Below are 26,757 nucleotides of genomic sequence, written 5' to 3'. Positions count from 1 at the left end.
CACTACCCGCAGACCCGCCAGACCGTGGCGTTGCGAAGGTCACTGTCCTCCAGCTCGCGGGTCGTCGGCACGGTGTAACGGTCCAGTTTTTCCAGCCCGCTCGAAGGCAGGTGGTTGCGTTTCGGGTCGCCTAGCAGCACGACCGTTCCAGAACGCGCGAGCGACTTCAGCCAAGCCTCCACCAGGCTGGCCATCGGCTGCTCATAGCAGACGTCGCCGGCCAGCACGACGTCCCAGCCGACGTCAGTCACACCGATGACATCCTCGCGCTTCAGTTCCACAGTGACATCGTTCGCCGCGGCATTGAGGCCGACGGCAGCGCAGGCGATGGCGTCGATCTCGCTGGCTTCCACATGGCACGCGCCGGCCAGCGCGGCGGCGACCCCGGCCACGCCGCTACCGGCGGCGAAATCCAGGATGCGCTTGCCGCGCACCGTTTCCGGCCGGTCCAGCAGGTAGCGGGCCAGGGCCTGCCCGCCAGCCCAGGCGAAGGCCCAATAGGGCGGCGGCACACCCTTCGCCGCCAGCTCTTCCTCGGTTGCCTGCCACAGCGGCATCATCTCGCTGGCGAGATACAGACGCAGCTCCGGCAGCAGGCGCGGGACCTGGAGCAGGGTGTTGGCGCGGATGAAGGCGGCCGGGTCGTCGGGGGCGCGCGCCGGAACCGCGTCACCGGCGCTCACCCGGTTGCCCCGGCGATCAGGATGCCCAGGAACAGCAGCGCGCCGATGAAGCGGTTCGACTTGAACTTGGCCAGACAGTCCCGGTGGTCGTTGATGTCGAGCGTCAGGGCCTGCCAGGCGAAGTGCACGGCGACCGCGCCGACGCCCAGCAGATAGGTCCAGTGCACGGGCGTGATCGCGCCCGCCGCCGTCCAGCAGCCGACCGCCACGATGTAGAACGCGACCAGGGCCGGCTGCGTCTTGTCGCCCAGCTTCAGGGCCGAGGACTTCACGCCGATCAGCGCGTCGTCCTCCTTGTCCTGGTGCGCATAGATCGTGTCGTAACCCAGTGTCCAGGCGATGCCGCCGATATACAGCCAAAGGGCCGGCCAGCCCAGTTCCCCGGTCGCCGCCGCCCAGCCGACGAGCGCACCCCAGTTGAAGGTCAGCCCGAGCCACGCCTGTGGCCAGTAGGTGATCCGCTTCATGAAGGGGTAGGCCGCCACCAGCAGCAGTGCCGCAAGGCCGACGATGATGGCCGTGGTGCCAAGCTGCACCAGCACCGCCAGCCCGATCAGGCACAGCCCGACCAGCAGCATCCAGGCCTGGCGCACGCTCACGGCCCCGCTGGCAATTGGGCGGGTCGCGGTGCGCGCCACCTTCGTGTCTATGTTCCGGTCGACGATGTCGTTGTAGGTGCAGCCGGCGCCGCGCATGGCCACCGCGCCGATCAGGAACAACACAAGCAGGTAAGGTGACGGCAACTCGCTCGCCGCTGCCGCGGCCAGCCCGGCACCGAACCAGCACGGCCACATCAAGAGCCACCAGCCGATGGGCCGGTCCAGGCGGGCGAGGCGCAGGAACGGTCGCGTGCCGGGCGCGGCATAGCGGTCGATCCAGCTTCCGGTGGGGATGTCGCTGCGCCCGGGGCGCGCGGTTTCGGGATTCGCGTTCATGGACGCGATCCTGCCGCTCCGCGGCCGCGATCTCAAGATGCCGCCGGCCTGCTACCTCTGATGAATGTAGGCGCCGGGCGCATCGGCCAGCGGCGGATAGCCGGCCTTGGCGTTGCCCATCCCAGGCGGCTGCACCTTGCGCCCGGAATGCTTCGAGAGCCAGCGCTGCCACTCCGGCCACCAGCTTCCCTCGTGGTTGCTCGCCACCGCCAGCCAGGTGTCCGGATCACGGTACGGGTCGGTCGCCCGTGTCGTCTGCACCCGGTAGTGGCGGCGCGGATGGCCGGGCTCGCTGACGATGCCGGCATTGTGGCCGCCGCTGGTAAGTGCGAAGGTCACGTCGGTATCGCTTAGCAGGTGGATCTTGTAGACCGACCGCCACGGCGCGATGTGGTCCTTCTCGGTGCCGACGGAGAAGATCGGCACGCGAATGTCGGTCAGCGCCACCGGCCGGCTCTGCACTTCGTAACGTCCGTGCGCAAGGTCGTTGTTCAGGAAGAGGTGCCGCAGATATTCCGAGTGCATGCGGTAGGGCATGCGGGTCGCGTCGGCGTTCCACGCCATCAAGTCGAACATCTTGCTGCGTTCGCCCAGCATGTACTCGCCGATCACGCGCGACCAGATCAGGTCGTTGGAGCGCAGCATCTGGAAGGCGCCGGCCATCTGCTTCGTATCCAGATAGCCCTGCGACCACATGATGTCTTCGAGGTAGGTGACTTCGCTTTCGTCGATGAAAAGCTGTAGTTCGCCCGGTTCCTCGAAATCCACCTGCGTCGCAAGGAACGTCAGGCTGGCGAAGGCGTCGTCTTCGTCGCGCGCCATGCGTGCCGCCTCGATCGCCAGCAGCGTCCCGCCAATGCAATAGCCGACGGCGTGGATATTGCGCTCCGGCACGATCTCCTGCACGACGCCGCGCACGTACTCGATCCCATTGCGGCGGTAATCCTCCATCGACAGATCGCGGTCCTCTGCGCCGGGGTTGCGCCAGGAGACGCAGAACACCGTGTGCCCCTGGTCGCGAAGCCAGCGGATCAGCGAGTTCTCCGGCGAGAGATCGAGGATATAGTACTTCATGATCCATGCCGGGATAATCAGCACTGGCTCGGGATGCACCGTCTCCGTCGTCGGCTCGTACTGGATCAACTCCACCAGCTTGTTTCGGTAGACGACCTTACCCTTTGTGACGGCGACGTCGCGGCCCGGCTGGAAGTTCTCCGCGCCGACGGGCGGCTGGCCGGTGGTTTGGCGTTCGACGTCCTCCAGGAAGTGCTGCCAGCCGCGGACGAAGTTGTTGCCGCCCTCGCGCAGCGTCGTCTCGATGACCTGCGGGTTCGTCCAGGGGAAGTTCGCGGGCGCCAGCGTATCCAGCATCTGGCGGGTGGCGAACTGCACCCGGTGCTCATGCGCGTCGGAGACGCCGCGCACGTCCGTGGTGGCATTCCACCACCACTGCTGGTTCAGCAGAAAGCCCTGGTAGAACAGGTTGAAAGGCCATTGGCACCAGCACGCCTCGTCGAAGCGGTGGTCGTTGGGCAGCGGCTCGATGCAGGGCGCGGTGCGGGGATTGGCGGCGTACTCGACCGTATACATGCCAAGGCGTGTCGCCTTGCGCAGCGCCTTGACGCCGAGTTCCACCTGCTTGCCCGGCGAGCTGGCCAGGTGCATGGCCCAATCCGCGAAGGCCTGCCCGATGGAGGCGGGCGAAAGGTTCGCGGTGATCCGCCCCATGTTGGCATGAGCCAGCCGGTCGATCGTTTCCGTGCCCAGCGGCATGGGGATGATCGAGCGCGGGCCCGCTTCCTCGTCCCGATGGTCGGGCTGCGGCGCCGGTGCCCGCGCGGAGGGCGGCGGCCGGTGATGCCGGCGGTGCGTGGCGGGCCGCGTCTTGTGGCGGTGCGTCTCGTCCTTGCGCGCGCTCTTTTTCGCCGCGGCGTCGGACGGTGGAGTCTGCGAACCTTCGGCCATGCCTGACCTCCTCGTTGCCGGTGCTCCGACAGGTGAGGCTCTATTTATGTGCAACGCAGCATGACAGCATTGATCCTGCGCAAACGCGCTGGACGCACGGTCGATTGTCACGGCAACTTCATGGACGGCCCGCCGGCTTGACCCCGCTTTGGGCCGCCGGGATCATGACGCGGCTGGAAGAGGGGGAAGCGTACTGTGAACGTCTATCACATCTGGTGCGAGTTGAAGGAAGGGGCGCGCGACAGCGAATTCGCGGACGCCGTGCATGCCTATCTGGGCGGCCTGAAGGCGGAGGGCGCCATCACCGGCTATCGCCTGACGCGGCGCAAGCTGGGCCTTGGCCACCCAAGCCTGCCGGAATGGCATATCACCATCGATTTCGAGGACATGGCCCAGATGGACCGCGCGTTCGCGCAGGTCAGCACCCGCGCCGACCCGGTCGAGGGGTTGCACCACGCGGTCAACTCCCGCGTGGGACACGTCTTTTTCGCGCTCTACCGCGATTTCCCGGACCCCGGGCGGGTATACGGAGAGGAGAGGTTCTGAAAGGCACGGTCAGGACGCACGAGTCCAACAGGGCATCCGCCATGCCCGCGGATGCCCTGGTATGCGAACCCGACCTCCCGTACGGATGTCGCCCTTAGGACTGGCCGCCGAGGTTGCCGAGACTGCCGAAGCGCTTGTTGAACTTCGCCATCTGGCCGCCGGAGCTGCTGACCCGGTGCACGCCGGTCCAGGCCGAATGCGTCTTCGGGTCGATCTCCAGACGCAGGGAGGCGCCCGCCTGGCCATAGGTCGAGCGGGTCTTGAACTCCGTGCCGTCGGTCATCACGACGTTGATTTCGTGGTAGTCGGGGTGGATATCCTTTTTCATGGCCTATTCTGCTCCTTCCGCTTGGCGCGGTTTATAGGCAACGCGCGCTTCTGACGCAAGGCCGGCGGTTGTTTGCGCCGCACGCTTGGGCTAGGTGTGTGGCCAGCATGAAACGGGTGAACCTGAAGCGCGCCGCGCCGGGAGCGACTGGGCGATGATGCGGGAAAAATCGACGGCCGAGGGATCGGCGCCGATCGACCGGCCGGCAAGCCGCGAAATCAAGGGACTGCGCCACCTGTGGAGCTACGTGAAGCCGTACAAGCTTCAGGTGGCGGGCGCGCTGTTGGCGCTGACGGTCGCAGCGGGAACCGTGCTGGCGCTGGGCTTCGGCTTGCGCACGCTGGTCGACCAGGGTTTCGCCAAGGGCAACGCCGCGCTTCTCGATCAGGCGGTCTTCGCGCTTTTCGCAGTGGTGGCGATCATGGCGGCGGCCAGCTTCGGGCGCTACTACCTGGTGTCGTGGCTTGGCGAGCGGGTGGTGGCCGACGTCCGTCGCGACGTGTTCGAGCACGTGGTCTCGCTATCACCCGGCTTCTTTGAGACGACGCGCACGGGCGAAGTGCTGTCGCGGCTGACGACCGACACCACGCTGTTGCAAGTGGTGGTCGGCACCTCGGTCCCCATTGCGCTGCGCAACGCGTTGATGGTGGCGGGCGGTACGGTGCTGCTGGTGGTGACGTCGCCGAAGCTGACCGGCCTTGTTTTCCTGGTCGTGCCGTTGGTGCTGCTGCCGATCATCGTCTTCGGCCGGCGGGTGCGGCGGCTGAGCCGGGCCAGCCAGGACCGCGTCGCCGACGTCGGCGTCTATATCGACGAATCGCTGTCCAACATCCGAACCGTTCAGGCGTTCAACCATCAGCCGATCGACCGGGCGCGTTTCCGCGAGCGGGTGGAGGGCGCCTTCGACGTCGCGATCGACCGCACGCGGGCGCGGGCCTCGCTGACGGCGATGGTGATCGTGCTGGTTTTCGGCGCCATCTCCATCGTGCTGTGGACGGGCGGGCACGATGTCCTGGCCGGGCGCATCACGGCGGGCGAGCTTTCCGCCTTCGTCTTCTATGCTGTCGTGGTGGCGGGCTCCGTCGGCTCGCTGTCGGAAGTGGTGGGCGACCTGCAGCGCGCGGCCGGTGCGACGGAAAGGCTGATCGACCTGCTGTCCACCAGGCCGGAGATCGCGGCACCCGCGAAGCCCGAGCCGCTGCCGGAACCGCCACGCGGCGATGTGGCGTTCGAGAACGTGGTCTTCCATTATCCCTCGCGGCGGGAGCAGGCGGCCCTGAATGGCTTCGACCTGAACGTGGCCTCGGGCGAGAAGGTGGCGCTGGTCGGGCCTTCGGGTGCGGGCAAGACGACGGTGTTCCAGCTTCTGCTGCGCTTCTACGACCCGGCGGAGGGGCGGCTCCGCCTCGACGGCGTCGACCTGCGCGCGGCCGACCCGCACGAGCTTCGCGCCCGTATCGGCCTGGTCCCGCAGGAGCCGGTCATCTTCTCCGCCGACGCCTGGGAGAACATTCGCTATGGCCGGCCCGAGGCGAGCGACGAGGAGGTGATCGCCGCGGCGGAGGCGGCCCACGCCAGGGCGTTCCTTGAGGAACTGCCCGAGGGCATGGCCACCTTCCTGGGCGAGCGCGGCGTGCGGCTGTCGGGTGGGCAGCGCCAGCGGATCGCGATTGCGCGGGCGATCCTGAAGGATCCGGCGGTGCTGTTGCTGGACGAGGCGACCTCCTCGCTGGACGCCGAAAGCGAAAAAATGGTCCAGCAGGCGCTTGATGAGTTGATGCGCGGGCGCACGACGATCATTATCGCGCACCGTCTGGCCACGGTCCTGAAGGCGGATCGGATCGTCACGATGGACCGCGGCCGAATCGTCGAAACCGGAACGCATCAAGAGCTATTGGAGCAACGCGGTCTCTATGCACGACTTGCCGCCCTGCAGTTCGACGAGGCACAGGCGCTGGGCGACGCCAATGGGCGGGCATCCCGAATGGCGGCACAATGACGTATGAATTCCGGCCATCCGGCCGCGATCCGCACTATAGTGGCGATTGTGCGCGGCCTGTGTCATTGTCGCGCCGGTAGGAATGGACATGCAGAACGCGTGCGAACAGACGCTCGCCGCGCCCCGCGCCCAGGGCGCCAGCGACCGCAGGGACGATCTCAACGCCCTGCTGAAGCGCGCCGGCGGCGGCGACAAGGAAGCGTTTCGCGAGTTGTATCGCGAGACGGCGCCGCGCCTGTATTCGTTGTGTCTGGGCATGCTGCGCGATCATGCGCTGGCCGAGGAGGCGCTGCAGGAGGGCTTCCTGGATGCCTGGCGCGGCGCCCGGACCTTCCGGCCCGAGCGCGGCCATGCGCTTGGCTGGCTGAGCACCGTCACGCGCAACCGCGCCATCCAGATCCTCAAGCGCCGCGCCCGGGCGGGAGAGGCCGCGGCGCAGGGCGACCCGCTGCTGGACGAGCAGGGCGAGACCATCGACCCGCTGGCCCGGCTGTCGGAGCTGGAAAGCGGCCGTGCGCTGGAGTTGTGTCTTGGAAGGTTGAGTGAACACGAACGCAATGTAATCTTAATGGCGTTCTATGAAGGTTTGTCGCACGCTGGAATTGCGCAGCGCGTCGAGCGGCCCGTAGGAACGGTGAAGAGCTGGATCCGCCGAGGCCTAGGAAGAATGCGGAGATGCCTCGATGAAGCGTCCTAGTCCGGAACAGCGCGAGATCCTGGCGGGCGAATATGCCATCGGTACGCTGGGCGGGCCGGCGCGGCAGCGTTACGAGCGGCTGCGTGTCGAGGATGCCACGTACTGCTACCCGGTCGACGACTGGGAAAATCGTCTGGCCCCGCTCGTGGAGGTGCTGCCGGCACGCCAGCCCCCGGCCTCCGTCTGGGCCGGCATCGAGGGCCGGCTTGACGAGTCCGGGGCCGGCGCCGCGAAAGGCGATCGTACATGGCGGCTGCTGGCCGCGGTCGCCGTCGGCCTTCTCGTTTTGCTGGCGCTTGCCAGTATTCTTTTCTAGCTGCGCTGCATCCAAACCGCTTCCCCCGTCCTAATGGTTGTTGAAGGCCGTGTGGGCACGGCCGTATCCGATACAATCGAGGGAGGAAGTGATGGCCGCGAAAACCAAATTGAGTGCGATGCTGGCGACCGGCGCCCTGATGCTGGCGGGCTGCAGCGGCGTGCAGGCGGGCGGCGACGGCGCCGAGGTGTCGATGGCGCCTCCGGGCGGCGATTACCAGGCGGTGAGCGAACTGACCCCGCTGCCGGACTTCATTCCGGGCATGGGCACGCTCTACGTCGATCCGGCCACCCTGCCGGCGGGCCCGTTCCTGGCCTACGACCGCGAGGGCGGGCTGGTCAGCACGACCTACATGGTTCCGCTCGACTCGCTGAACAATCAGGAAGCGCTCAGCGGTCTCGACGCGGCGCCGCAGTCGGTCGACCACGTCGACATGGTCTACAACGCCGGGCATCCGGGCGTGGACGAGCCGCACTACCACATCGTTCTGTGGCACGTCTCCGCTGACGAGGCGGCCGGCCTGAAATGATCGTCACGCGACGATTCGCGTTGGTGGCCGGGGCATCCGCCCTGGCCACCGCCGCGATGACCCCTTACTTGCGGGCAACGGCGTCCGGCGTCGTCGCCGACATCAGGATGCGCAGCGACGAGTTGGGCTCGCGGGTGTTCTTCGATCCCATTGGCCTGCACATTCCGGTGGGCTCCAAGGTCCGCTGGATCTGCGAGGCCAGCCTGCATACGGCGACGGCCTATCATCCCTCCAACGGGAATCGCGCGCGGCGCATTCCGAAGGGGGCGAAGCCGTGGGATTCAGGCTACCTGTCGCCGGGCGACGAGTTCGCCGTGACGCTGACCCAGCCGGGTGTCTACGACTTCTTCTGCCAGCCGCATGAGCGCGCCGGCATGGTCGGACGCATCGTGGTGGGCAACGTCGATGTCGACGCGGCGACGGATGGTTATGGCGAACGGGCGGTTTCGGCCGCGGCCTTGCAGGCTTTCCCGAGCGTTGGCGATATCGTCGCGCAGGGCGCCGTCAGTCCCGTCGCCGGGAACGGTTAAGCGGTCACTGGCGAGACGGGCACGATCCGCCTTAGAAACCGCATAATACCGTTAAACTGGAAACGCTTTCCGATGTCCCCTGCTTCGGAAAGCGTTTTTGTATCCGCAACACCGAATGGCCAGCGGGCGTTGCGCCGGGCTACTGCGTCGTCAACTTGAACTCGATACGGCGGTTGCGGCGATAGGCGATCTCGTCCTCGCCCCCGTCGAGGGGCTGGTACTCGCCGAAGCCGGTTGCCGCCAGACGCCGTGCCGGGACGTTCTCGTCGATCAGGAACTTCACCACCTCGACGGCGCGGGCCGTGGAAAGCTCCCAGTTTGATGGAAAGCGCGCGGTGTCGATGGGCCGCCGGTCGGTGTGCCCATCGACGCGGAGGATCCAGTCGATGTCGTTCGGGATATCCGCCATGATATCTTTAAGCGTGCCGGCAAGCTGGCGGATCGTGCGCTCGCCCTGCGGCCCCAGGTTGGCTGAACCGCTGGCGAAGAGCACCTCCGACTGGAAGACGAAGCGGTCGCCGACGACGCGGATGTCCCGGCGGTCGCCCAGAAGCTGTCGCAGTCGGCCGAAGAACTCCGAGCGGTAGCGCGCCAGCTCCTGCACCTTGTTGGCCAGCGCGACGTTCAGCCGCTCACCCAGGTTGGCGATCTTGACCTGCTGCGCCTCGTTGGTTGCCTCGGCGGCTTCCAGCGCGGCGTTCAACTTCGCCACCTGTCGGCGCAGCGAGGCAAGCTGGCGGTTCAGCAGGTCGATTTTCGCTTCCTGCTCGTCGGTGAGCTTCTGCTGCGCGCGGAGTTTCGACGACGTCTGGGAGAGTTCGCTTTCGAGGTCCTGCGCGCGATCCTCCTGCGAGGAAAGCTGGTTACGCAGGCTGATGATGGTTTCCTGTCGGCTTTCCGCCGTCGTTTCCAGGTCGTAGAGCTGGTCCTGCAACGTGGCGACCTGCTGCTGGCGTTCCTGGGCGGTCTGGCGGGCCTGCTGAAGTCGCTCGTCAAGCTGCGCCAGTTCGTCTTTGCGTTCCTCCGCCAGCTTCCGCGCCGCGGCGAGACGGGTTTCCAGGCGGGCAACCTCGCTGCGCAACTCTTCCCGCAGGCTTTTCAGGATCGATAGCTGGTCGAGCTGCGAGCGGATGGTCTCCTTGTCCGCGTCGATTGTCTCGTAGGCTTGCCTCAGTTCCGCCGCCTCGTCGCTCGCGTTCTCGCGCGCCGCCTGCAGCTTCTGGCGCAGGCTGTCACGCTCGTCAGCCAGGGCGGCAAGGCGGGACTGAAGGTTGTCGCGCTCCTCGATGGAGGACTGCAGTTCGCTGGAAAGCTGCGCCACGTTCAGGCGAAGATCCGCGTTGGCGTCCCGCTCCAGGCTCAACAAGTCGGACAGCTCGCCCACGCGCTGTTCAAGCTGTGCCAGCGCTTCGTCGCGGCCGGTGAGGGCGGCGGACAGGAAGAACTGCGCGATCACGAAGACCATAAGGACGAAGACGACCACCAGCAGCAGGCTGGCAAGCCCGTCGACGAATCCCGGCCAGATGTTGACGGAACGCTGGTTACGCTGGCGGCCAAGAGTAAACATGGCCTAGTGGCGCTCCTGCTCGCCTTCCTCCGCGATCGCGGCGATAGTGCGAGCAAGCAGGCGGATCTCGCTGCGTAGCTCGCGCACCACCTGATCGCGGCCGCTGGCGGCGTCGTTGACCAGCCGCTCCAGATGAATGTCCAGGTTGCGGATGTGGTCTCGGGTGCTGTCGTCCATGCCGCCGTTCGGTTGCGCCTCTCCGGCGTCTGCGATGCGTGCCAGGATCGGCTTGAGTTGCGACTGGGTCTCGGCCAGCTTCATCAGCACCGACTGCTCGGTGCGCATCTGGTCGGTCAGGGTCGAGACACGCTCGGTCAACTGCGTCAGGTTGCGGTTGATTTGATGTCGGTCTTCCTCGCCACCGGTGATGGTCCGCTGCAGCGTGTCCAGACTGTCCGCGGTCTGCTCCAGCAGGGCCTGGATGTAGGCCGGCACGGATTCGCCGCCCTCCACGGAGGTCCCGCCGCTGGACAGCTTGGTGATCCCCGACAGCCACTCTTCCAGCTCGTTGACGAAGCGGTTGTGCGCCTGTCCGGCCTGAAGTTCCAGGAAGCCCAGCACAAGCGATCCTGCAAGGCCGAACAGCGAGGACGAAAAGGCCGTGCCCATGCCCTGCAACGGCTTCTGCAGGCTGTTCTTCAACTCGCCGAACAGGGCCGCCGGGTCGCCGCCCGATGCGCTGAGTTCCGAGATCGCGCCGGCGACGGAGTTCACGGTTTCCAGGAGGCCCCAGAAGGTGCCCAACAGGCCCAGGAAGATCAGCAAGCCGATGAGGTAGCGCGAGATATCGTGCGATTCGCTGATCCGGCTCTGGATACCGTCCAGCAGCGAGCGCATCGACAGCGCGGAGAGCGTGAGCCGCCCCTTGCGCTCACCCACCATCGTCGCCAGGGGGCCCAGCAGGCGCGGCGGATGACCCTCCTTCAGCGCGCCGGGAAACACCAGGCCGCCGCTGCTTTCCTGGCGCAGGCGGTCCAGCCACGCCACTTCGGGGCGCAGCATCACTACCTGACGGAAGATGTAGAGGATACCCAGCAGAAGGACGCCGAGAATCAGTCCGTTGAACACTGGGTTGGCGACGAAGGCGTCTTGAAGCTGTGGCAGCAAAACGCCGCACGCTGCCGCGACGATCACCAGGAAGACGATCATCCGGATCAGATAACGGCTCGGCCGGCTCATATCGGGTGGTTCAACCCCGTCTCAAGCGTGGAATTGGCGGCACCATTGCCGCAGACTGCGGCGAAACTGTGACAGCGCCCCGGACATATTCTCGTGTGTGCCGCCGGTTGCCGCAACATATCAGCGCCGCGCCGGCTTGATGTCCAGCCGGTTCAGCGGCCCACTCTCCGCCGTGCTGCCCAACGCGCGCACGTCCATGCGCGTCGAGCGCACTCCCTGGTCGATCAGGTACGAGCGTACGGCAAGCGCGCGGGAAAGCGAAAGGCGCCGTGCGCGGCTCTCCCTGTCCTCGCTGGCTTCGGCGTAGGCGACGAGCTGGATGCGTTGCTGAGGCTCGGCCTTAAGCCGCTTCGCCAGGGCCGCCAGCGTGTCCTTCGTGGTATCCGACAAGTCCGCCGCCTTGTTCGGGAACATCAGTCGTATCCGGTCGGGCAGCCCTTCCGACGTGGGCGGCAGCGAGGCGACCTGCGTGCGCGTCGGCTCGGTTGCGCTTTCGGAGGCGGGCTCGGGCGCTGGGTCTTTGGCGGTGGCCCCGGTCTTCCCAGGCTGAGCCGGTTTTGACGACGGGGCAGGGGCCGGTTGCGGGTCGGCCACGGCCTGCAAGGCTTTATCGCTTTCCGCCGGTGCATCGCTGCTCTGCTCGGGTGCCGAGGGTTCCTCGGGCGGCTGCGTGGTCGCTGCCGCCATTTGATTCTCGTCCGCCTTGTCGGCCGTCTTATCAGGTGCCGGGGAGGTCGCCTCGACCTCGGGCTTACGCGCCGGCCTGGCCGGCTCGGCACCGGATTCGGTTTGCGTCGTGGCTCCGCTCTTCGGGGGCGTCGTCGGTTTTGGCGGTGTCGTGGGTTCCGCAGCGGCAGGCTGGGCATCGGCCATTTTCGTCGGCGCGGCCGGCTTTTGCGGGCTTGGCGCGAGCGTTGCAGGTGGCTCGCCCGGCTGGGAATCGGCTATGGCCGGCTCTTCCTTCGGCGGCGTCAGCTTCGGCTTCGCGACGGATTGGGGTGCATCGACCAGTAGATGGCTGTGCGGCGGCGATTTCGGCGGATAGAGAAGAACAGCGCCGCCGGGCCCCTCGATCGGCTGGCCGAAGCCGACGGCCTTGCCCGATGCCGCGCCGTTGCCGCCGTTTCGCACACGGGCCGGGCGCGTGCCGCCGATCGCATCCAGGTTCACGGTTACGGCCTCGCCAGCCCCGATGATGCTCGTCTCGCTTGGTCCCGACCCGCCAATGTATGTCGTTTGCGCAACAGCCGGCGCCGCCGTCAGCGCCAGTGCGCCGAACAGAAACACCAAGCCGCGCGCGCGGCAATGAAAGTCTTTTCCACCTAGCCACATAATCCCTTGCGCCCGTGCAATATTCCCCGCTTCCCCCAGGCAATACACTACGTGGCAGCGTCCGGGCTTACAACCGATTAACGGTTCGATCCGAATGTGTCAGGCCGACCGGGCCTGTTTCCCGGCGCTGTTGAGCAGCCGCTGCAATGGCACTTCAAGCTCGGTATTGGTGGCCAGGATGCTGGGGCTGTCGGGGTGGATGGGCTTGCCCTCGATCTCGCCGACGAATCCTCCGGCCTCGCGCACCAACAGGATGCCGGCGGCGATGTCCCACGGCTGCAGGTCGCGCTCCCAGTAACCGTCGAACCGGCCGGCCGCGACGTAGGCCAAGTCGAGCGACGCCGCCCCCATGCGGCGGATGCCCGAGGTGCGCGCCATCACCGCGTCGACCTCGGCCAGGAAGGGGGCGCGATGGCCATGGCCCAGGAAAGGCGCGCCGGTGGCGATCAGCGCCGATTCCAGGCGGTCGCGCGACGACACGCGGATGCGGCGGTCGTTAAGATAGGCGCCGACGCCCTTCTCGGCGAAGAACATCTCCTCCTTCACCGGATCGTAGATCACCGCCGCGATCACCTGGCCGCGCTGCTCCAGCGCGATGGAGATCGCGAAGTGCGGGATGCCGTGCAGGAAGTTGGTGGTGCCGTCCAGCGGATCGACGATGAAGCGCCGCTCCTCCGGGTCGGTCCCGGCCTCGCCGCCCGACTCCTCCATCAGCAGGCCGAACTCGGGACGCGCGCGGGTCAGTTCGTCGCGCACGACCTTCTCTGCCCGGCGGTCCGCGGTGGAGACGAAGTCCGCCGGTCCCTTGCGCGACACCTGGAGATTCTCGACTTCGCCGAAGTCGCGCTTGAGCGCCCTGGCAGCCTTGTCGGCGGCGCGGACCATGACGTTGATGATGGCTGAGCGGGTTGCCATGCGCTTACCCAGGCCTCCTGGCGCGAAATGCTGACAAATGTTGACGCATGTTGACACATGCGGACGCAACAAGCCTCCGCGCCGGCATGCGCGAAGGCGATTATCCGGTGCGGCCTGCCGAATGCTCCTCAGCGCGGAGCGGTCAGGCGTTCACCTTTTCGACGTAGCTGCCGTCCTCGGTCTTCACGACGACGCGCTGGCCGCTTTCCACATGCGGCGGCACCATGATGCGCACGCCGTTCTCCAGCACCGCCGGCTTGTACGAGGACGAGGCCGTCTGTCCCTTCACCACCGGGTCCGCATGCTCGATATCCAACGTCACGGTCTCGGGAAGGGTGACGCCCAGCGGCGTCTCTTCGTAGAACTCGATCTCGACTTGCATGCCCTCGGTCAGGAAACGTGCCGGCTCGCCGATCAACTCGCCGTCGACGGTGATCTGCTCGAAGGTTTCCGTATCCATGAAGGCGTAATGCTCGCCGTCCTGGTACAGGAACTGATAGGGCCGCTGCTCCAGGCGCACCCGCTCCAGCGATTCCGAGGCGCGGAAACGCTCGTTCGTCTTGGAGCCGTCGAAGAGGTCGCGCAGCTCAGCCTGCATGAAGGCGCCGCCCTTGCCGGGCTTGACGTGCTCGGTCTTCATCACGCGCCACACGCGGCCCTTGTGTTCGATCACATAGCCGGGGCGCAGTTCGTTTCCGTCGATCTTCGGCATTGTCGTGCTGTTCGGATTTTCCGGTGTCGGATCTCGGCGATTGTCGCCATGAAAACGGCCGGCGGAAACCGCCGGCATCGGTTGGCGGGGAAGCTAACAGCTTCCCCGCGTCCTGGCAACTGCGGCGCGCTCAGTCCCGCTGTACCGCCTGTAGCTGGCGCGTCGCCTTGGCCACCGCGACTGCCGGGCCTTCCGAGTGGTCCCACACGGCCGACCCAAGCGCGACGAAGTCGGCCCCCGCCTCGGCCAGCGGCCCGACGTCGGCCAGCGCCACGTCGCCCATGGCCACGCAGGGCAGCTCCATCATGACCTGCCACCAGCCAAGGATCTCGGGATTGGCGGCGGCGCCGGGCTCATCCTCGCGCCCGGCAAAGGCGACATAGTCGGCACCCGCCTCGCCAGCCAGCATCGCGGCATGGCGCGAGTTGCCGCAGCACGCACCCACAATGCCCTCATCGCCCAGCCGCTTGCGGGTAGCTTTCACGTTGCCGCCGGGGCCCAGGTGAACGCCATCGGCCTGGAGTGTTTCGGCCAGGGCGGCGTCATCCTGCACCAGCACCGCAACACCCGTTTCCTGCGCCGCGCGGACGAGCGGGGCGGAAGCGCCGGTCGCGCCGCGCAGCAGGAGGCAGGCAACGTCACCGGCTTGCAGGGCCTCGCGCAGCGTACGCTCCGCAATGTCCGCCCAGGCGACCAGATAGAGGCGAGGCGAGTCGACTTGTTCGCTCATGCCGGGGGCATAGCCCAGGCGCGGACACGGATCAACGCCGAGACAACCAGCGGCGGCAGGATTCCAGCGGGTCTGCCGCGTCCAGCAGATCGTGCGCTGCCGGCCTATCGCGCCGGAAGATGGTGCCGTGCGCCTGTGCCAGCGCCGCCAGCTTGTCGGCAACGTCCGCGCGGCCGGTGAAGATGACACCCGGCACACCGGCGCGAAAGGCTGCCAGCGCGTCGCCCGGCCGCTCCCCACAGTCGAGCAGCATCGTCGCGCGAACATCCGGGTGCGCCGCCCGTGCCGCCGCGACGGCCTCGCGGAACCAGCCGGCACCCAGGTAGGCGGCCGCAGCCGGGGCGGTCAGGAGCGTTAGCTCGATGCTGGTTTCCTGCGCCGCCGTCAGGGCGGCGTTCAGATGCTCTATGGAATGGAAGACGACGGCGGCATTTGGCATGCGCAAGTCTTAGCGCGAACCGCCCCGACAAGAAAGGCGGAGCACGCCGGCTCCGCCTTCCCCCTGTCGTCGCGTCGCGAAATGGCGTCGCCTAGATGGTCTTCCCGACCGCGACGGCGGCGTCGCACATGCGATTCGAGAAGCCCCACTCGTTGTCGTACCAACTCATCACCCGGACCAGCTTGTCGTCGATGACCTGGGTCTCGCTGATGTCGATGGTGGAAGAGTTGCTGTTGTGGTTGAAGTCGCTGGACACGAGCGGCTCGTTGGAGATGCCGAGGATGCCGTTCATCCGGTTGGACTTCGCCGCCGCCAGCAGCGCTTCGTTCACCTTCTCGACGGTGGTGGCGTTGCGGGCGTCGAACTTGAAGTCGATGAGCGAGACGTTCAGCGTCGGCACGCGGATCGCCGTCCCGTCCAGCTTGCCGGCCAGCTCGGGCAGCACCAGGCCGACAGCGCGCGCCGCGCCGGTCGAGGTCGGGATGATGTTGTGCGCCGCCGCGCGCGCCCGGCGCGGATCCTTGTGCATGGTGTCGACCAGCCGCTGGTCGCCGGTGAAGGCATGCACCGTGGTCATGAACCCGCGCTCGATGCCGATCGCCTCGTGCAACACCTTGGCCATCGGAGCCAGGCAGTTGGTGGTGCAGGACGCATTCGAGACCACCTCGTGGCCAGCCTCCAGCTTGTCCTCGTTGACGCCCATCACGATAGTGATATCCGCGCCCTTCGCCGGGGCGGAAACCAGCACCTTCTTGGCCCCCGCCTGCAGATGCTTCGCGGCCGCGTCGCGGCTGGCGAAGTGGCCGGAGCACTCCAGTGCCACGTCTACATCGAGGTCCTTCCACGGCAGCTTCGCCGGGTCGGGCTCGCTGAAGCACTTGATCGGGCCGTTGCCGAGGTCGAGTGCGCCGTTGGTGGCGTTTACCGTGCCCGGAAAGGCCCCGTGCGCCGAGTCGTGCTTGAGAAGGAAGGCGTTGGTCTCGATATCCGCCAGGTCGTTGATGGCAACGAATTCGATATCCTTGCGGCCCTGCTCGTAAGCGGCACGCAGCACCATACGGCCAATACGGCCGAAGCCGTTGATCGCGACGCGAATCGTCATTTGCTCCTATCCCGTTCTAGTGGTCGCGCCCTGGGTCAGGCGGCGTAACGGCCCAGCGCCGCGGCACTCGTCGCCTTGGCGCGCTCATAGAATGCCTTGCGGGCACTCTCTGCATTGTCGTCGTTGCCGCTCCAAGCCTTGAGCGCCGCCTGCTGCAGCGCGCGGCCGTAGGAGAAGCTGAGTGCCCAGGGCGCTCCCTCGGCATCCTTGATCTTGTTCATCGCGTCGAGATTGACGGTCGCCTGCTCGTCGCTCTGCCCACCGGAGAGAAATACCACGCCCGGCACCGCCGCCGGCACGACTCGCTTGAAGCAGCGGATGGTCTCGCGCGCGACTTCGTTCGCGTCCGCCTGACGCGGGCAGTCCTTGCCGGAGAGCACCATATTCGGCTTCAGCAGGATGCCTTCCAGTACGATCTGCTGCTCGGCCAGCTCGGCGAAGACCTCGCGCAGCACCGCCTCGGTCGCCTCGCGGCAGGCGTCGATGTCGTGGCTGCCGTCCATCAGGACCTCGGGCTCGACCACCGGGGTGATGTTCGCTTCCTGCGCCAGCGCGGCATAGCGGGCCAGCGCATGGGCGTTGGCGCGGATGCACTGCCGGCTGGGTAGGCCCCCGCCGATGGAATAAACGCCGCGCCACTTGGCGAAGCGCGCGCCCAGCTCGTAATACGCCTTGAAGCGCTCGCGCAGGCCGTCGAGGCCTTCGGTCACCTTCTCGCCGCCGCCCGGCGCCAGCGGCTTGGCGCCATTGTCCACCTTGATGCCGGGGATCATGCCGGCCTTCTCGATCGTCTCCACCAGCGGCGAACCGTCCGGGCCGTCCTGCCGGATGGTCTCGTCGTACAGGATCACCCCGCTGATGAACTGGGAGACGTCCGGTGTGGTGAACAGGATATGGCGATAGTCGCGGCGCGTACGCTCGGTCGACTCCACATTGATCTGGTCGAAGCGCTTCTTGATCGTGCCCGTGCTTTCGTCCGCGGCCAGCAGACCCTTGCCGTCGGCTACGATGCTCTGCGCAGTTTCGGCAAGCTGTTCGACGTTCATCGCCGTTGCCCCTTCAATCCTAAACGAACCCCGCCCGGTCGAGGGCATTACCCCGACCGGCGCCGATTTACAACAGGATCAGAGCCAGTTCTTCACCTTTGTGACCACCGCCTCGGGAGTGATCTGGAAGTGCTCGTAAAGATCCTCGTATGGCGCGGACGCGCCGAAGCCCTGCATGCCGACGAAGACGCCGTCCAGCGTGGTCCACCGCTCCCAGCCGAAGCCGGAGGCGGCCTCGATGGCCACGCGCAGCGCGCTGGGGCCCAGCACCTCGTCGCGGTAGTGCGCGGGCTGGTCCAGGAACAGGTCCCAGCAGGGCACCGACACCACCGCCGCGGAGATACCGTCCTCCGCCAGCAGTTCGCGCGCGCGGACCGCGATCTCGACCTCCGAGCCGGAGGCAAGCAGCGTCACCTGCCGGTGCCGCTCGGCCGGCACCAGGATATAGGCGCCGAACGCGCAATAGTTCTCGGCCACGCCTTCGGCGCGCAGCGTCGGCAGCTTTTGCCGCGTCAGCGCCAGCACCGACGGACGGTCGCCGGAGCGCAGGGCAAGCTCCCAGCACTCCGCCGTTTCGATGGTATCGCACGGCCGATAGACGCGAAGCCGTGGCATCGCCCGAAGCGAGGCCAGATGCTCCACCGGCTGGTGCGTGGGGCCGTCCTCGCCCAGGCCAATGGAATCGTGCGTCATGACATAGACGACTCGCAAGCCCATCAGGGCGGACAGGCGCATCGCCGGACGGCAATAGTCGCTGAACACCAGGAAGGTGCCGCCATAGGGCACCACGCCCTTGTGCAGCGCCATGCCGTTCATCGCCGCCGCCATGGCGTGCTCGCGGACGCCATAGTGGATGTAGCTGCCCGAGAAGTCGTCGCGGCTGACGACGCCCTGGCCCTCCACCTTGGTATTGTTCGAGCCGGTCAGGTCGGCCGAGCCGCCGACCATCTCTGGAATCGCGCGGGTCAGCGCACCCAGCACCATCTCCGAGGATTTGCGGGTGGCGTCCTTCGGCTTTTCGGCCAGCACCCGCTCCTTCAATTCGGCGATGGCGCCGCCCAGGCTGGTCGGCATCTCGCCGTCGAGGCGGCGCTGGAACTCGCGGCGCGTCTGCTCATCCAGTTCGGCGAAGCGCTTGTCCCAGGCGCCCGAGGATTCCGCCCCGGCGGCGCCCACATTGCGCCAAGCCTGCAGGATATGGTCGGGAATCTCGAATGGCTCGTACGGCCAGCCGAGTTGCTTGCGCGTGGCAGCGATCTCTTCCTCGCCCAGCGGGCTGCCGTGGCTCTTCGCCGTGCCCGCCAGCTTCGGCGCACCGAAGCCGATCGTCGTGCGGCAGGCGATGAGGGAAGGCCGGTCGCTTTCCACCGCTGCCTGTAGCGCCTGCTCGATCGCCTCGGGGGCATGGCCGTCGACACGCTGGACGAACCAGCCGTAGGACTCGAACCGCTTGAGCTGGTCGACCGAGTCCGCAAGCGACAGCGCGCCGTCGATCGAGATCTCGTTGTCGTCGAACAGGACAGTCAGCTTGTTCAGCCGCAGATGGCCCGCCAGCGCCGCGGCCTCGTGGCTGATCCCCTCCATCAGGTCGCCGTCGCTCGCGAGCACGAAGGTGCGGTGGTCCACCAGGTCGTCGAAGCGCGCGTTCAACAGCCGTTCGGCCAGCGCCATGCCCACGGCATTGCCGAAGCCCTGTCCCAGCGGGCCGGTCGTCGTCTCGATGCCGCCGGCGGCGCCGTATTCCGGATGGCCGGCCGTGCGGCTGCCGAGTTGCCGGAAGTTCTTGATCTCCTCCAGCGTCATGTCCTCGTACCCGGTCAGGTGGAGGAGCGCGTAGAGCAGCATCGACCCGTGGCCGGCCGACAACACGAAACGGTCGCGATCGGGCCAGTCGGGGCGCTTGGGATCGAACTTCAGGAACCGTGTGAAGAGCACGGTGGCGACATCGGCCATGCCCATCGGCATTCCGGGATGGCCGGACTTGGCCTTCTGGACCGCGTCCATCGCCAGCGCGCGGATCGCGTTCGCCATCTCGGCATGCGTGGCCGTCGACGACGCACCTGGCTGGGAGGCGGAAGAGCGCAAAGCGTCCATGTGTTAAAGCGCACCTAAGCTATCTGCGGAGATAAATAAGGGAGGAGCGCATGCGCCGGCAGCGGGCAGCCCTCCCCGCGCGTGGGCGCACCATGCCGCCGGGCCGTCACAGCGTCAACCGGCATATAGTCCGCCCGTTCAAGCGCGGCTCGATCGGCGGCTTGTCCGGCGTGCATGGCGCATGGGTACGGTGAGTGCTTGTCAAGTTCAAATTGGCAAAAATTTTCAACCGAAACAGGTACTTATTGCACACCTGTTGAGCCGAATGCGGCATTGTCCATAACGTGTGTTATGCAATTTGACAAAAAATTTCCTGAGACATCGGCATGCCTGTTTTACCGTACCTGCATAGACATCTTTGGAGTGCTCCGATGGGCAGGGGGCGTCGGAGCAAGCGTGTGAGGAGTGTCGTGAAGCGGCTGCCAATAAGGTATTTGTCGAAAACCTCACGCTGAAGCCGGGGGAGTGCTGGTGGAAGCGGGCGAATCACCAGTGATAAGAAGATTCTCACGCATCTTCACGCTGACGGATGACGAGCGGCGCTGGCTCGAGGCGGTCGCCGGACCGCACCGGACATCCTCTCCCCGTCGCGACATCATCCAACAAGGGCGGCCGATCCCGTTCGTCGCGGTCGTGCAGGATGGCTGGCTGTTCCGCTACAAGCGGCGGGAGGACGGGCGCCGCCAGATCCTCAGTTTCGTGCTGCCCGGCGACCTTGTCGGCCTGCACCGCCGGGTCGTGCCGGTTGGCGGCCACGCCCTGCAAAGCATTACGCCGACGCGGCTGGCGACGATGTCCGACACGCAGATTTCCGCGCTGGCCGCCGAGCAGCCGAGGCTCGCGGACGCCATGTTCCGCCTTTCCGCGCTGGAACTGGCGATGATGCACGAGCATGCCCTGCGCCTCGGACGCATGTCGGCGCGCGAGCGGGTGGCGCATCTTCTGCTGGAGTTATGGACGCGCCTGCGGTGCACGGGGGAGTGCACGAGCACGCGTTTCTTCTTTCCGTTGACCCAGGAGATGCTGGCCGACGCGCTGGGGCTCAGCGTCATGCACATCCATCGCATGTTGCGCGATCTGCAGAACGAGGAACTGATCTCGTTCGAAGACCGTCGTTTGACGCTCCGCGACACCGAGGCACTGGCGGAACTGGCCGAGTTCGATCCGACCTATCTGGGTCTGAGGCGCAATTTCGCGCTTGAATAGACGCGGATGTACAGTCGATGAATTGACCCCCGCAAGCGGCCGTCGATATCCTGCGCGAGGCCGCTTGCCGCCAAGACAGCCATTCGGGAGCCCGTGACGGACCGTCCATGCCCAGATTGCAGGAAGCGACACAGCGTTTACAGGAGCTGACCGCGCGCCTTGAGGCCGCGGCCGCCAGGTCCGTCGACAGCCAGGCGGACGCCGAGGCCCTGCGGCACGAGCTTGCCGAAGTGCGGGCGGAGAACGCCAGGCTGCGCGAGGAGCGGGAGCGGATGGCCGAAAGGCTGGACCGTGCCATTGCTCGCCTGCAAGGCGTGCTGGAGGTGTAGCGTGGCCCGTGTTGCTCTCGACATCAACGGCCGGCGCTACGAGATGGCCTGCGACGATGGCCAGGAAGCGCACCTGCAGAAGCTGGCCGAGTATGTGGACCGGCGCGTGCGTGAGCTGGCGGCATCCGTCGGGCAGGTGGGCGAAAGCCGCCTGCTGTTGATGGCGAATCTCCTGATCGCCGACGAGCTGCACGAGGCGAGGCGCCATCAGGCACCGGCGCAGGGCAGGGAGGGCGACGCCGAAGCGGCCGAAAGCCTGGAAGAGGTGGCTGGCCGCCTGGAGCGTATTGCCGCGCGGCTCGAAGCTACCTAGATTGGTGATTGGGACGTGCTGCGCGGTACGTCAGGTCGTACCACTCCCGGGGGCGTTAATTGAGAAAGACGGGAGCTGTCCCTGCCAGGGCCGTGGTCCTGGTAAAACGGCACCCACTTGGTTCGTCGGCCCACGGAGGAGCTGACCGGCCAACGGCCGACGCGGCACGTCCCTCCCGCTATCCATTTGGACCGTCCCATCCGCCGACCGGAGCCGTGCATGGCGCAGACCTCATCACGACAACAAGAACAAGATCCCGCCGCCGACAAGAAGGACCTGCGCCGAAAAGCCAAGAGCCAGCGTGCCGCCGCCGCGGCGGCCAGCCCGGATGCCGCCGCGCGGCTGCGCGACCGGGTTCTCGCCGACGTTGCCTTTCCCGACGGTTGCACCGTCTCGGCGTACTGGCCGATGCGCGACGAGATCGATCCGTTGCCCACGCTTGAGGCGTTGCACGGGCAGGGGCACACGATCGGCCTGCCGGTGATGCCGGCGAAGGGCAGCCCGTTGGTCTTCCGTGCGTGGCATCCCGGACAGGCGCTGGACGACGGCGGTTACGGCACCCGTATCCCGCCCGAGGACGCGCCGGAGGTACAGCCGAAAGTCCTGCTCGTCCCGCTGCTGGCGTTCGACCGCGCGGGGTATCGCCTGGGTTACGGTGGCGGTTTCTACGACCGGACGCTGGAGAGGTTGCGCCGGATCGATCCGGACGTGCGCGCCATCGGCATCGCCTACGCCGGTCAGGAAGTGCCGGCGGTTCCGCGCGGGCCATACGACCAGCCGCTCGACGGGATCGTCACCGAAAAAGGGGCAATCAAGCTGTCAGGCACGGGCCAACTGTCGGGCACGGGCGCGGAGGCGAGCTCATGCGGCTGATGTTCGTGGGGGATATCGTCGGCCGCGCCGGCCGCGACGTGTTGACGCGCGAGCTGCCGGGCCTGCGCCGCGACCTCAAGGCCGACTTCGTCGTCGTCAACGGCGAGAACTCGGCGCGCGGTGCCGGCATTACCGAGAAGATCCTGGACGAGATCCTGGCCGCCGGCGCCGACGTAGTTACAGGCGGCAACCATTCCTGGGATCAGCGCGAGGCCATGGGATTCATCGACAAGCGCCCGCGCCTGATGCGCCCGCACAACTATCCGGCCGGCACCCCGGGGCGCGGCGCGGCCGTGTTCGACGCGCCCGGCGGCCGCAAGGTTCTCGTCCTGAACCTGATGGGCCGGCTGTTCATGGACCCGCTCGACGATCCCTTCGCGGTGCTGGAGCGGGAACTCGCCAAGCACCGGCTCGGCACCACGGTGCACGCCGCCGTCCTCGACTTTCACGCCGAGGCGACCAGCGAGAAGATGGCGATGGGCCATTTCGCCGACGGGCGCGTTTCGCTGTGCGTGGGCACGCACACGCACGTCCCCACGGCGGACCTGATGATTCTCGACGGCGGCACGGCCTACCAGTCGGATGCGGGCATGACCGGCGACTACAACTCCGTCATCGGCATGAACAAGGAGGTGCCTGTCCTGCGCTTCACCCGCAAGCTGCCGACGGAGCGTCTCAGCCCCGCCGAGGGGGAGGCGACCCTGTGCGGCCTGTTCCTGGAAACCGACGACCGCACGGGCCTGGCGAAACGGGTCGAACCGATCCGTGTCGGCGGCCGGCTGTCGGAAACGGTGCCAGCTCTGTAGATCGGATTCGGATGGGGGATTGCGGTGGACGCCGCGGATCGGAATACCGGCCAACTGACCGAGGCGGCGTTCCAGGCATGGCTGGAAGGCTACAAGGCGGCCTGGGAAAACGGCGATCCCGATGCCGTCACCGCGCTCTTCGCCGGGGATGCCGCTTATCGCGAAACGCCCTTCCGCCCGGCGATGCAGGGGCGGGACGAGATTCGCGACTACTGGCGCGCCGGGGCGCAGGATGCCCAGCGCGAGGTCAGCTTCGGCTACGAGATCTGGGCGGTGTCGGGCGCGGTGGGCATCTGCCGCTGGTGGGCCCGCTTCCAGCGCGTGAAGGACGGCGAGCGCGTGGAGCTGGACGGTGTGTTCCGCTGTGTTTTCGGTGAGTCAGGCGAGGGCGTGCCGCTGTGCCGCTCGCTGGAGGAGTGGTGGCACCGCCGCACGCTGTAAGCGGCCGTGGCCCTTTTAGCTGGCGGAGCTAGCCGGCCGAACTGTTCGCGGCGAGGCGGCGGAAGCGGGTCACTTCCTCGTCCAGGATGGCGGCCGTGCCGGACGTCTCGTCCGCCAGGGTGGCGTCCGGTGCCTTTTGCTGCTCCGCGGCCTCCAAAATCGCATCCAGTGCCGACAGGGCCTGCTGTTGCACGTAGGTATCGACCAGACCCGCAGCCTTGGCACGGCTGACCTCCGCCTGCGCCGGATCGCTCGGCAGCTCTTCGGCTAGAGCAAGATTGAGCACCCTGGACTGCGACATCGCCACGGACTCCCTATATCGAATTCACGGAGAATGTCGCGAGGCGAATTAAGGTTTGGTTAACCCGCTACTGTCACAGGCGGCGGGCGGGGCTTTAGGCGGCGGCGATTTCCTGCTAGAAGGCGGGCCAAGCTGATCGCTTAGGCGATTTCTTACAAAATATGGTAACCTAACAACTAATTACCGCAGGATGTAGGAGTGCGAACGCGATGGCAGGCCATTCGCAGTTCAAGAACATTATGTACCGCAAGGGCGCGCAGGACGCGAAGCGCGCCAAGCTGTTCACCAAGCTGAACCGCGAAATCACGGTGGCGGTCCGGGAAAGCGGCACGGACCCGGAATCGAACCCGCGCCTGCGCGCCGCCATCGCCACGGCGCGCGCCAACAACATGCCGAACACGAACATCGACCGTGCGGTCAAGAAGGCGGCTGGCGGCGAGGGCGGCGACAACTTCGAGGAAGTGCGCTACGAGGGCTATGGTCCAGGCGGCGTGGCGATCATCGTCGAGGCGCTGACCGACAACCGCAACCGCACCGCCTCGGAGGTCCGCTCCTCTTTCTCCAAGCTGGGCGGCAGCCTGGGCGAGACGAACTCGGCCTCGGTGATGTTCGAGCGGGTCGGCCGGATCGTCTTCAACGACAGCGTCGCCGACTACGAGGCGATGTTCGAGACGGCGGCCGAGGCCGGCGCCACGGACGTGGAGCAGGCCGCCGGGCAGGAGGACGAGCCGGGCACCTACGAGGTGATCTGCGCGGCCGACGACTTCTCCAGCGTCCGCGACAGCTTGGTGGGGCAGTTCGGCGACCCGCGCGAGGCGCGGCTCGGCTGGCGGCCGCTGTCGACGCAGCCGGTGACGGAGGATCAGGCGCAGACGCTGCTCAAACTGCTCGACGTGCTGGAGGACAGCGACGACGTCCAGCAGGTCTCGTCGAACTTCGAGATCTCCGAGGACATCATGCAGCGCCTGACGGCCTAGGCCAGCGGAAGGGGGACCGCATGCGCGTCCTTGGCCTCGATCCCGGTTTGCGCCGCACCGGCTGGGGCGTGATCGAGGCCGAGGGATCACGGCTGGTGCATCTGGCGAACGGCGCCATCGAGTCCGACGACAAGCTCTCGACGGCCGAGCGGCTGGTGCAGCTTCACGACGGGTTAAGCAACGTCATCGCAGAGTACGCGCCGGCCGAGGCGGCGGTCGAGGAGACGCTGGTCAACAAGAACGCCAAGTCGACGTTGAAGCTGGGCGTGGCGCGCGGCGTGGTGCTGCTGGTGCCGGCCCGCGCGGGTCTGCCGGTGGCGCAGTACCTGCCGATGATCGTGAAGAAGGCCGTTGTCGGTACGGGCCACGCGGCGAAGGATCAGGTGAACATGATGGTGGGCCGGCTGCTGCCCGGCTGCGGCATCGAGTCGCCCGACGCCGCCGACGCCCTGGCCGTGGCCATCTGCCATGCCCACCATGCCGCGACGGGCCGGCAGTGGACTGCCGCCGCCGGAACCGGGGGAGGGAGACGGCGAACATGATCGGCAAGCTGCGCGGTCTCGTCGATTCGACCGATGCCGACGGACTCGTTCTCGATGTCCACGGTGTCGGCTACGTTGTGTTCGCCTCGGCCCGCACGCTGAACCGCCTTCCCGTGATCGGCGGCGAGGCGAGCCTGCTGATCGAGACACACGTCCGCGAGGATCATATCCACCTCTATGGCTTCGGCGAGCGGGCGGAGCGCGACTGGTTCCGGTTGCTTTGCAGTGTCCAGGGTGTGGGAGCCCGCCATGCTCTTGCCATCCTTTCCGTGCTTTCTCCCCAGGAATTGGCGCAAGCGGTCGCGGCCCAGGATAAGCAGGCGATTTCCCGCGCCAACGGCGTGGGGCCGAAACTGGCCGGTCGCATCGCCTCGGAGTTGAAGGACAAGGCCGGCCAGATCGGGGGCGCGTCCATGGAGCAGCCGGTGGGGACCGGCGCCACGGTGGGAGCCGGAGCCGCGGAGCCGGATGGCGCGGGGCAGGTCAGCGAGGACGCGGTTTCGGCGCTGACCAACCTGGGCTATCGCCGGACCGAGGCGTTCGGCGCCGTCGCCACGGCGGCGCGCCGGCTTGGGCGGGAGGCTCCGCTGCAGGCGCTGATTACCGAGGGGCTTAAGGAGCTGTCGCAATGAGCGACGACGCGCGGGTGGTGCAGCCGGAGTACAGCGGCGACGATGCCGCCGAGCCGTCGCTGCGCCCGCACGGCTTGGACGAGTTCGTCGGCCAGCAGCAGCTTCGCGCCAACCTGCGCGTCTTTATCGAGGCCGCGCGCACTCGCGGCGACGCCCTCGACCATGTGCTGTTCTTCGGCCCGCCGGGCCTCGGGAAGACGACGCTGGCACAGATCGTCTCGCGCGAACTTGGCGTGGGCTTCCGCCACACCTCGGGGCCGGTGATCGCGCGGCCCGGAGACCTGGCTGCTATCCTGACGAACCTGCAGCCGCGCGACGTCCTCTTCATTGACGAGATCCATCGCCTGTCGCCGCAGGTCGAAGAGATTCTCTATCCGGCCATGGAGGACTTCCAGCTCGACCTCATCATCGGCGAGGGGCCGGCGGCGCGCTCGGTGCGAATCGATCTGCCGCAGTTCACGCTGGTGGGGGCGACGACCCGCTCGGGCCTGATCACGACGCCGCTGCGCGAGCGCTTCGGCATTCCGCTGCGCCTGGAGTTCTACCGGCCCGAGGAACTGGAGCGGATCGTACGGCGCGGCGCCGGGGTGCTGGGCGTGGAGATGACGTCCGACGGCGCCGCCGAGGTAGCGCGCCGGGCCCGCGGCACGCCCCGCGTCGCCGGCCGGCTGCTGCGCCGGGTGCGCGACTTCG

31 protein-coding genes and 1 other RNA gene are annotated in these 26,757 nt (G+C 67.0%); 17 read left to right on the top strand and 15 right to left on the bottom strand.

Annotated features, from left to right (window positions below; translation table 11 throughout):
- Positions 1 to 2: 2 nt before the first annotated feature.
- The 3 genes from DRB17_RS10230 to DRB17_RS10220 are packed head-to-tail and all read right to left on the bottom strand — an operon-like array spanning position 3 to position 3,583.
- Entirely contained in the window at positions 3 to 683 is a 681-nt protein-coding gene (locus DRB17_RS10230) for a class I SAM-dependent methyltransferase (RefSeq protein WP_241503802.1), read from the bottom strand.
- Positions 680 to 1,618 (bottom strand): 4-hydroxybenzoate octaprenyltransferase, encoded by a 939-nt coding sequence (ubiA, locus tag DRB17_RS10225; RefSeq protein WP_114582109.1) that lies wholly within the window; start codon positions 1,616 to 1,618, stop codon positions 680 to 682. Before ubiA ends, DRB17_RS10230 begins: the two co-directional genes overlap by 4 nt.
- Positions 1,619 to 1,669: 51 nt before the next feature.
- Positions 1,670 to 3,583 (bottom strand): PHA/PHB synthase family protein, encoded by a 1,914-nt coding sequence (locus tag DRB17_RS10220; protein WP_114582108.1) that lies wholly within the window; start codon positions 3,581 to 3,583, stop codon positions 1,670 to 1,672.
- A gap of 195 nt (positions 3,584 to 3,778) precedes the next feature.
- On the opposite strand from DRB17_RS10220, the gene DRB17_RS10215 reads away from it, so the two are divergent.
- A complete protein-coding gene (locus DRB17_RS10215) occupies positions 3,779 to 4,129 on the top strand; it encodes a DUF6614 family protein (protein WP_114582107.1) in 351 nt (116 codons plus the stop codon).
- 94 nt (positions 4,130 to 4,223) lie between these two features.
- Here DRB17_RS10215 and rpmE read toward each other — a convergent pair whose 3' ends face one another.
- Positions 4,224 to 4,457 (bottom strand): 50S ribosomal protein L31, encoded by a 234-nt coding sequence (gene rpmE, locus DRB17_RS10210; protein ID WP_114582106.1) that lies wholly within the window; start codon positions 4,455 to 4,457, stop codon positions 4,224 to 4,226.
- Positions 4,458 to 4,611: 154 nt separating this feature from the next.
- On the opposite strand from rpmE, the gene DRB17_RS10205 reads away from it, so the two are divergent.
- The 5 genes from DRB17_RS10205 (at position 4,612) to DRB17_RS10185 (ending at position 8,528) form a co-directional block, all read left to right on the top strand.
- Positions 4,612 to 6,456, top strand: a complete 1,845-nt coding sequence (locus DRB17_RS10205; protein WP_206607851.1) for an ABC transporter transmembrane domain-containing protein — start codon at positions 4,612 to 4,614, stop codon at positions 6,454 to 6,456.
- 88 nt (positions 6,457 to 6,544) lie between these two features.
- The gene (locus DRB17_RS10200; RefSeq protein ID WP_161958777.1) at positions 6,545 to 7,153 is read left to right on the top strand and encodes a sigma-70 family RNA polymerase sigma factor; all 609 of its coding nucleotides are present in this window, start codon (positions 6,545 to 6,547) and stop codon (positions 7,151 to 7,153) included.
- Positions 7,140 to 7,469, top strand: a complete 330-nt coding sequence (locus DRB17_RS10195) for a hypothetical protein (RefSeq protein WP_114582104.1) — start codon at positions 7,140 to 7,142, stop codon at positions 7,467 to 7,469. Before DRB17_RS10200 ends, DRB17_RS10195 begins: the two co-directional genes overlap by 14 nt.
- A gap of 91 nt (positions 7,470 to 7,560) precedes the next feature.
- The gene (locus DRB17_RS10190; protein ID WP_206607850.1) at positions 7,561 to 7,998 is read left to right on the top strand and encodes a hypothetical protein; all 438 of its coding nucleotides are present in this window, start codon (positions 7,561 to 7,563) and stop codon (positions 7,996 to 7,998) included.
- Positions 7,995 to 8,528, top strand: coding sequence for a plastocyanin/azurin family copper-binding protein (locus DRB17_RS10185; RefSeq protein WP_114582103.1), 534 nt, complete (start codon positions 7,995 to 7,997; stop codon positions 8,526 to 8,528). Before DRB17_RS10190 ends, DRB17_RS10185 begins: the two co-directional genes overlap by 4 nt.
- A gap of 139 nt (positions 8,529 to 8,667) precedes the next feature.
- Here the strand turns inward: DRB17_RS10185 and DRB17_RS10180 are convergent, their stop codons facing one another.
- The 10 genes from DRB17_RS10180 to tkt all read right to left on the bottom strand — a co-directional run bounded on the left by DRB17_RS10180 (position 8,668) and on the right by tkt (position 19,581).
- A complete protein-coding gene (locus DRB17_RS10180) occupies positions 8,668 to 10,095 on the bottom strand; it encodes a peptidoglycan -binding protein (protein WP_114582102.1) in 1,428 nt (475 codons plus the stop codon).
- A gap of 3 nt (positions 10,096 to 10,098) precedes the next feature.
- Positions 10,099 to 11,274, bottom strand: a complete 1,176-nt coding sequence (locus DRB17_RS10175; RefSeq protein WP_114582101.1) for a flagellar motor protein MotA — start codon at positions 11,272 to 11,274, stop codon at positions 10,099 to 10,101.
- A gap of 120 nt (positions 11,275 to 11,394) precedes the next feature.
- Positions 11,395 to 12,561, bottom strand: coding sequence for an OmpA family protein (locus DRB17_RS10170; protein ID WP_161958776.1), 1,167 nt, complete (start codon positions 12,559 to 12,561; stop codon positions 11,395 to 11,397).
- 144 nt (positions 12,562 to 12,705) lie between these two features.
- Positions 12,706 to 13,521: an inositol monophosphatase family protein gene (locus DRB17_RS10165; RefSeq protein WP_114582099.1), complete on the bottom strand. Its 816-nt coding sequence runs from the start codon at positions 13,519 to 13,521 to the stop codon at positions 12,706 to 12,708.
- A 142-nt stretch (positions 13,522 to 13,663) separates the two neighbouring features.
- Positions 13,664 to 14,233, bottom strand: a complete 570-nt coding sequence (gene efp, locus DRB17_RS10160) for an elongation factor P (protein ID WP_114582230.1) — start codon at positions 14,231 to 14,233, stop codon at positions 13,664 to 13,666.
- Positions 14,234 to 14,363: 130 nt separating this feature from the next.
- On the bottom strand, positions 14,364 to 14,963 hold the full coding sequence (locus tag DRB17_RS10155; RefSeq protein ID WP_114582098.1) for a thiamine phosphate synthase: 600 nt from the start codon (positions 14,961 to 14,963) through the stop codon (positions 14,364 to 14,366).
- A 31-nt stretch (positions 14,964 to 14,994) separates the two neighbouring features.
- Entirely contained in the window at positions 14,995 to 15,402 is a 408-nt protein-coding gene (locus DRB17_RS10150) for a hypothetical protein (protein ID WP_114582097.1), read from the bottom strand.
- A 91-nt stretch (positions 15,403 to 15,493) separates the two neighbouring features.
- Positions 15,494 to 16,504 carry a type I glyceraldehyde-3-phosphate dehydrogenase gene (gene gap / locus DRB17_RS10145; protein ID WP_114582096.1) on the bottom strand — a complete coding sequence of 337 codons (1,011 nt, stop codon included), beginning with the start codon at positions 16,502 to 16,504 and terminating at the stop codon, positions 15,494 to 15,496.
- Positions 16,505 to 16,539: 35 nt separating this feature from the next.
- Positions 16,540 to 17,550, bottom strand: coding sequence for a class I fructose-bisphosphate aldolase (locus tag DRB17_RS10140; RefSeq protein WP_114582095.1), 1,011 nt, complete (start codon positions 17,548 to 17,550; stop codon positions 16,540 to 16,542).
- Positions 17,551 to 17,628: 78 nt separating this feature from the next.
- Positions 17,629 to 19,581: a transketolase gene (gene tkt / locus DRB17_RS10135; RefSeq protein WP_241503801.1), complete on the bottom strand. Its 1,953-nt coding sequence runs from the start codon at positions 19,579 to 19,581 to the stop codon at positions 17,629 to 17,631.
- Positions 19,582 to 20,136: 555 nt separating this feature from the next.
- Between tkt and DRB17_RS10130 the strand changes: the two genes are divergently transcribed.
- From DRB17_RS10130 to DRB17_RS10100, 7 genes are all read left to right on the top strand, one after another.
- On the top strand, positions 20,137 to 20,850 hold the full coding sequence (locus DRB17_RS10130; RefSeq protein WP_147274872.1) for a Crp/Fnr family transcriptional regulator: 714 nt from the start codon (positions 20,137 to 20,139) through the stop codon (positions 20,848 to 20,850).
- 107 nt (positions 20,851 to 20,957) lie between these two features.
- Complete coding sequence (locus tag DRB17_RS10125) at positions 20,958 to 21,179, top strand: hypothetical protein (RefSeq protein WP_147274871.1); 222 nt, start codon at positions 20,958 to 20,960, stop codon at positions 21,177 to 21,179.
- A 1-nt stretch (position 21,180) separates the two neighbouring features.
- Complete coding sequence (locus DRB17_RS10120) at positions 21,181 to 21,492, top strand: cell division protein ZapA (protein WP_114582091.1); 312 nt, start codon at positions 21,181 to 21,183, stop codon at positions 21,490 to 21,492.
- Between the two features lie 12 nt (positions 21,493 to 21,504).
- Positions 21,505 to 21,664: non-coding RNA, 6S RNA (gene ssrS / locus DRB17_RS10115), on the top strand.
- A 47-nt stretch (positions 21,665 to 21,711) separates the two neighbouring features.
- Positions 21,712 to 22,365: a 5-formyltetrahydrofolate cyclo-ligase gene (locus DRB17_RS10110; RefSeq protein WP_114582090.1), complete on the top strand. Its 654-nt coding sequence runs from the start codon at positions 21,712 to 21,714 to the stop codon at positions 22,363 to 22,365.
- Positions 22,356 to 23,171, top strand: coding sequence for a TIGR00282 family metallophosphoesterase (locus DRB17_RS10105; protein WP_114582089.1), 816 nt, complete (start codon positions 22,356 to 22,358; stop codon positions 23,169 to 23,171). The genes DRB17_RS10110 and DRB17_RS10105 overlap by 10 nt, the downstream gene beginning before the upstream one ends.
- A gap of 24 nt (positions 23,172 to 23,195) precedes the next feature.
- The gene (locus tag DRB17_RS10100; RefSeq protein WP_161958775.1) at positions 23,196 to 23,612 is read left to right on the top strand and encodes a nuclear transport factor 2 family protein; all 417 of its coding nucleotides are present in this window, start codon (positions 23,196 to 23,198) and stop codon (positions 23,610 to 23,612) included.
- Positions 23,613 to 23,640: 28 nt separating this feature from the next.
- Here DRB17_RS10100 and DRB17_RS10095 read toward each other — a convergent pair whose 3' ends face one another.
- On the bottom strand, positions 23,641 to 23,913 hold the full coding sequence (locus tag DRB17_RS10095) for a hypothetical protein (RefSeq protein WP_114582087.1): 273 nt from the start codon (positions 23,911 to 23,913) through the stop codon (positions 23,641 to 23,643).
- A gap of 209 nt (positions 23,914 to 24,122) precedes the next feature.
- Between DRB17_RS10095 and DRB17_RS10090 the strand changes: the two genes are divergently transcribed.
- From DRB17_RS10090 to ruvB, 4 genes are all read left to right on the top strand, one after another.
- On the top strand, positions 24,123 to 24,890 hold the full coding sequence (locus DRB17_RS10090; RefSeq protein ID WP_114582086.1) for a YebC/PmpR family DNA-binding transcriptional regulator: 768 nt from the start codon (positions 24,123 to 24,125) through the stop codon (positions 24,888 to 24,890).
- Between the two features lie 20 nt (positions 24,891 to 24,910).
- A complete protein-coding gene (ruvC, locus tag DRB17_RS10085) occupies positions 24,911 to 25,432 on the top strand; it encodes a crossover junction endodeoxyribonuclease RuvC (RefSeq protein WP_114582085.1) in 522 nt (173 codons plus the stop codon).
- Positions 25,429 to 26,064, top strand: a complete 636-nt coding sequence (gene ruvA, locus DRB17_RS10080) for a Holliday junction branch migration protein RuvA (RefSeq protein WP_114582084.1) — start codon at positions 25,429 to 25,431, stop codon at positions 26,062 to 26,064. The genes ruvC and ruvA overlap by 4 nt, the downstream gene beginning before the upstream one ends.
- Positions 26,061 to 26,757 (top strand): Holliday junction branch migration DNA helicase RuvB (gene ruvB / locus DRB17_RS10075; RefSeq protein ID WP_114582083.1); only part of this gene is annotated, 697 nt, incomplete at its 3' end. The genes ruvA and ruvB, both read left to right, overlap by 4 nt.

The sequence above is a fragment of the Ferruginivarius sediminum genome (genome assembly GCF_003344765.1).
Lineage (GTDB): Bacteria > Pseudomonadota > Alphaproteobacteria > Kiloniellales > Rhodovibrionaceae > Ferruginivarius > Ferruginivarius sediminum.
Note: the sequence above shows the minus strand (reverse complement) of the source record. Positions and strands in the feature narration are given on the sequence as shown.

Bases quoted from the DNA above. Each gene is read 5' to 3' on its own strand.
- ubiA (WP_114582109.1), bottom strand. From the start codon at position 1,618: ATGAACGCGAATCCCGAAACCGCGCGCCCCGGGCGCAGCGACATCCCC.
- DRB17_RS10220 (WP_114582108.1), bottom strand. From the start codon at position 3,583: ATGGCCGAAGGTTCGCAGACTCCACCGTCCGACGCCGCGGCGAAAAAG.
- rpmE (WP_114582106.1), bottom strand. From the start codon at position 4,457: ATGAAAAAGGATATCCACCCCGACTACCACGAAATCAACGTCGTGATG.
- DRB17_RS10205 (WP_206607851.1), top strand. From the start codon at position 4,612: ATGATGCGGGAAAAATCGACGGCCGAGGGATCGGCGCCGATCGACCGG.
- DRB17_RS10200 (WP_161958777.1), top strand. From the start codon at position 6,545: ATGCAGAACGCGTGCGAACAGACGCTCGCCGCGCCCCGCGCCCAGGGC.
- DRB17_RS10195 (WP_114582104.1), top strand. From the start codon at position 7,140: ATGAAGCGTCCTAGTCCGGAACAGCGCGAGATCCTGGCGGGCGAATAT.
- DRB17_RS10190 (WP_206607850.1), top strand. From the start codon at position 7,561: ATGGCCGCGAAAACCAAATTGAGTGCGATGCTGGCGACCGGCGCCCTG.
- DRB17_RS10185 (WP_114582103.1), top strand. From the start codon at position 7,995: ATGATCGTCACGCGACGATTCGCGTTGGTGGCCGGGGCATCCGCCCTG.
- DRB17_RS10180 (WP_114582102.1), bottom strand. From the start codon at position 10,095: ATGTTTACTCTTGGCCGCCAGCGTAACCAGCGTTCCGTCAACATCTGG.
- DRB17_RS10175 (WP_114582101.1), bottom strand. From the start codon at position 11,274: ATGAGCCGGCCGAGCCGTTATCTGATCCGGATGATCGTCTTCCTGGTG.
- DRB17_RS10165 (WP_114582099.1), bottom strand. From the start codon at position 13,521: ATGGCAACCCGCTCAGCCATCATCAACGTCATGGTCCGCGCCGCCGAC.
- efp (WP_114582230.1), bottom strand. From the start codon at position 14,233: ATGCCGAAGATCGACGGAAACGAACTGCGCCCCGGCTATGTGATCGAA.
- DRB17_RS10155 (WP_114582098.1), bottom strand. From the start codon at position 14,963: ATGAGCGAACAAGTCGACTCGCCTCGCCTCTATCTGGTCGCCTGGGCG.
- DRB17_RS10150 (WP_114582097.1), bottom strand. From the start codon at position 15,402: ATGCCAAATGCCGCCGTCGTCTTCCATTCCATAGAGCATCTGAACGCC.
- gap (WP_114582096.1), bottom strand. From the start codon at position 16,504: ATGACGATTCGCGTCGCGATCAACGGCTTCGGCCGTATTGGCCGTATG.
- DRB17_RS10140 (WP_114582095.1), bottom strand. From the start codon at position 17,550: ATGAACGTCGAACAGCTTGCCGAAACTGCGCAGAGCATCGTAGCCGAC.
- tkt (WP_241503801.1), bottom strand. From the start codon at position 19,581: ATGGCGAACGCGATCCGCGCGCTGGCGATGGACGCGGTCCAGAAGGCC.
- DRB17_RS10125 (WP_147274871.1), top strand. From the start codon at position 20,958: ATGCCCAGATTGCAGGAAGCGACACAGCGTTTACAGGAGCTGACCGCG.
- DRB17_RS10110 (WP_114582090.1), top strand. From the start codon at position 21,712: ATGGCGCAGACCTCATCACGACAACAAGAACAAGATCCCGCCGCCGAC.
- DRB17_RS10105 (WP_114582089.1), top strand. From the start codon at position 22,356: ATGCGGCTGATGTTCGTGGGGGATATCGTCGGCCGCGCCGGCCGCGAC.
- DRB17_RS10095 (WP_114582087.1), bottom strand. From the start codon at position 23,913: ATGTCGCAGTCCAGGGTGCTCAATCTTGCTCTAGCCGAAGAGCTGCCG.
- DRB17_RS10090 (WP_114582086.1), top strand. From the start codon at position 24,123: ATGGCAGGCCATTCGCAGTTCAAGAACATTATGTACCGCAAGGGCGCG.
- ruvC (WP_114582085.1), top strand. From the start codon at position 24,911: ATGCGCGTCCTTGGCCTCGATCCCGGTTTGCGCCGCACCGGCTGGGGC.
- ruvA (WP_114582084.1), top strand. From the start codon at position 25,429: ATGATCGGCAAGCTGCGCGGTCTCGTCGATTCGACCGATGCCGACGGA.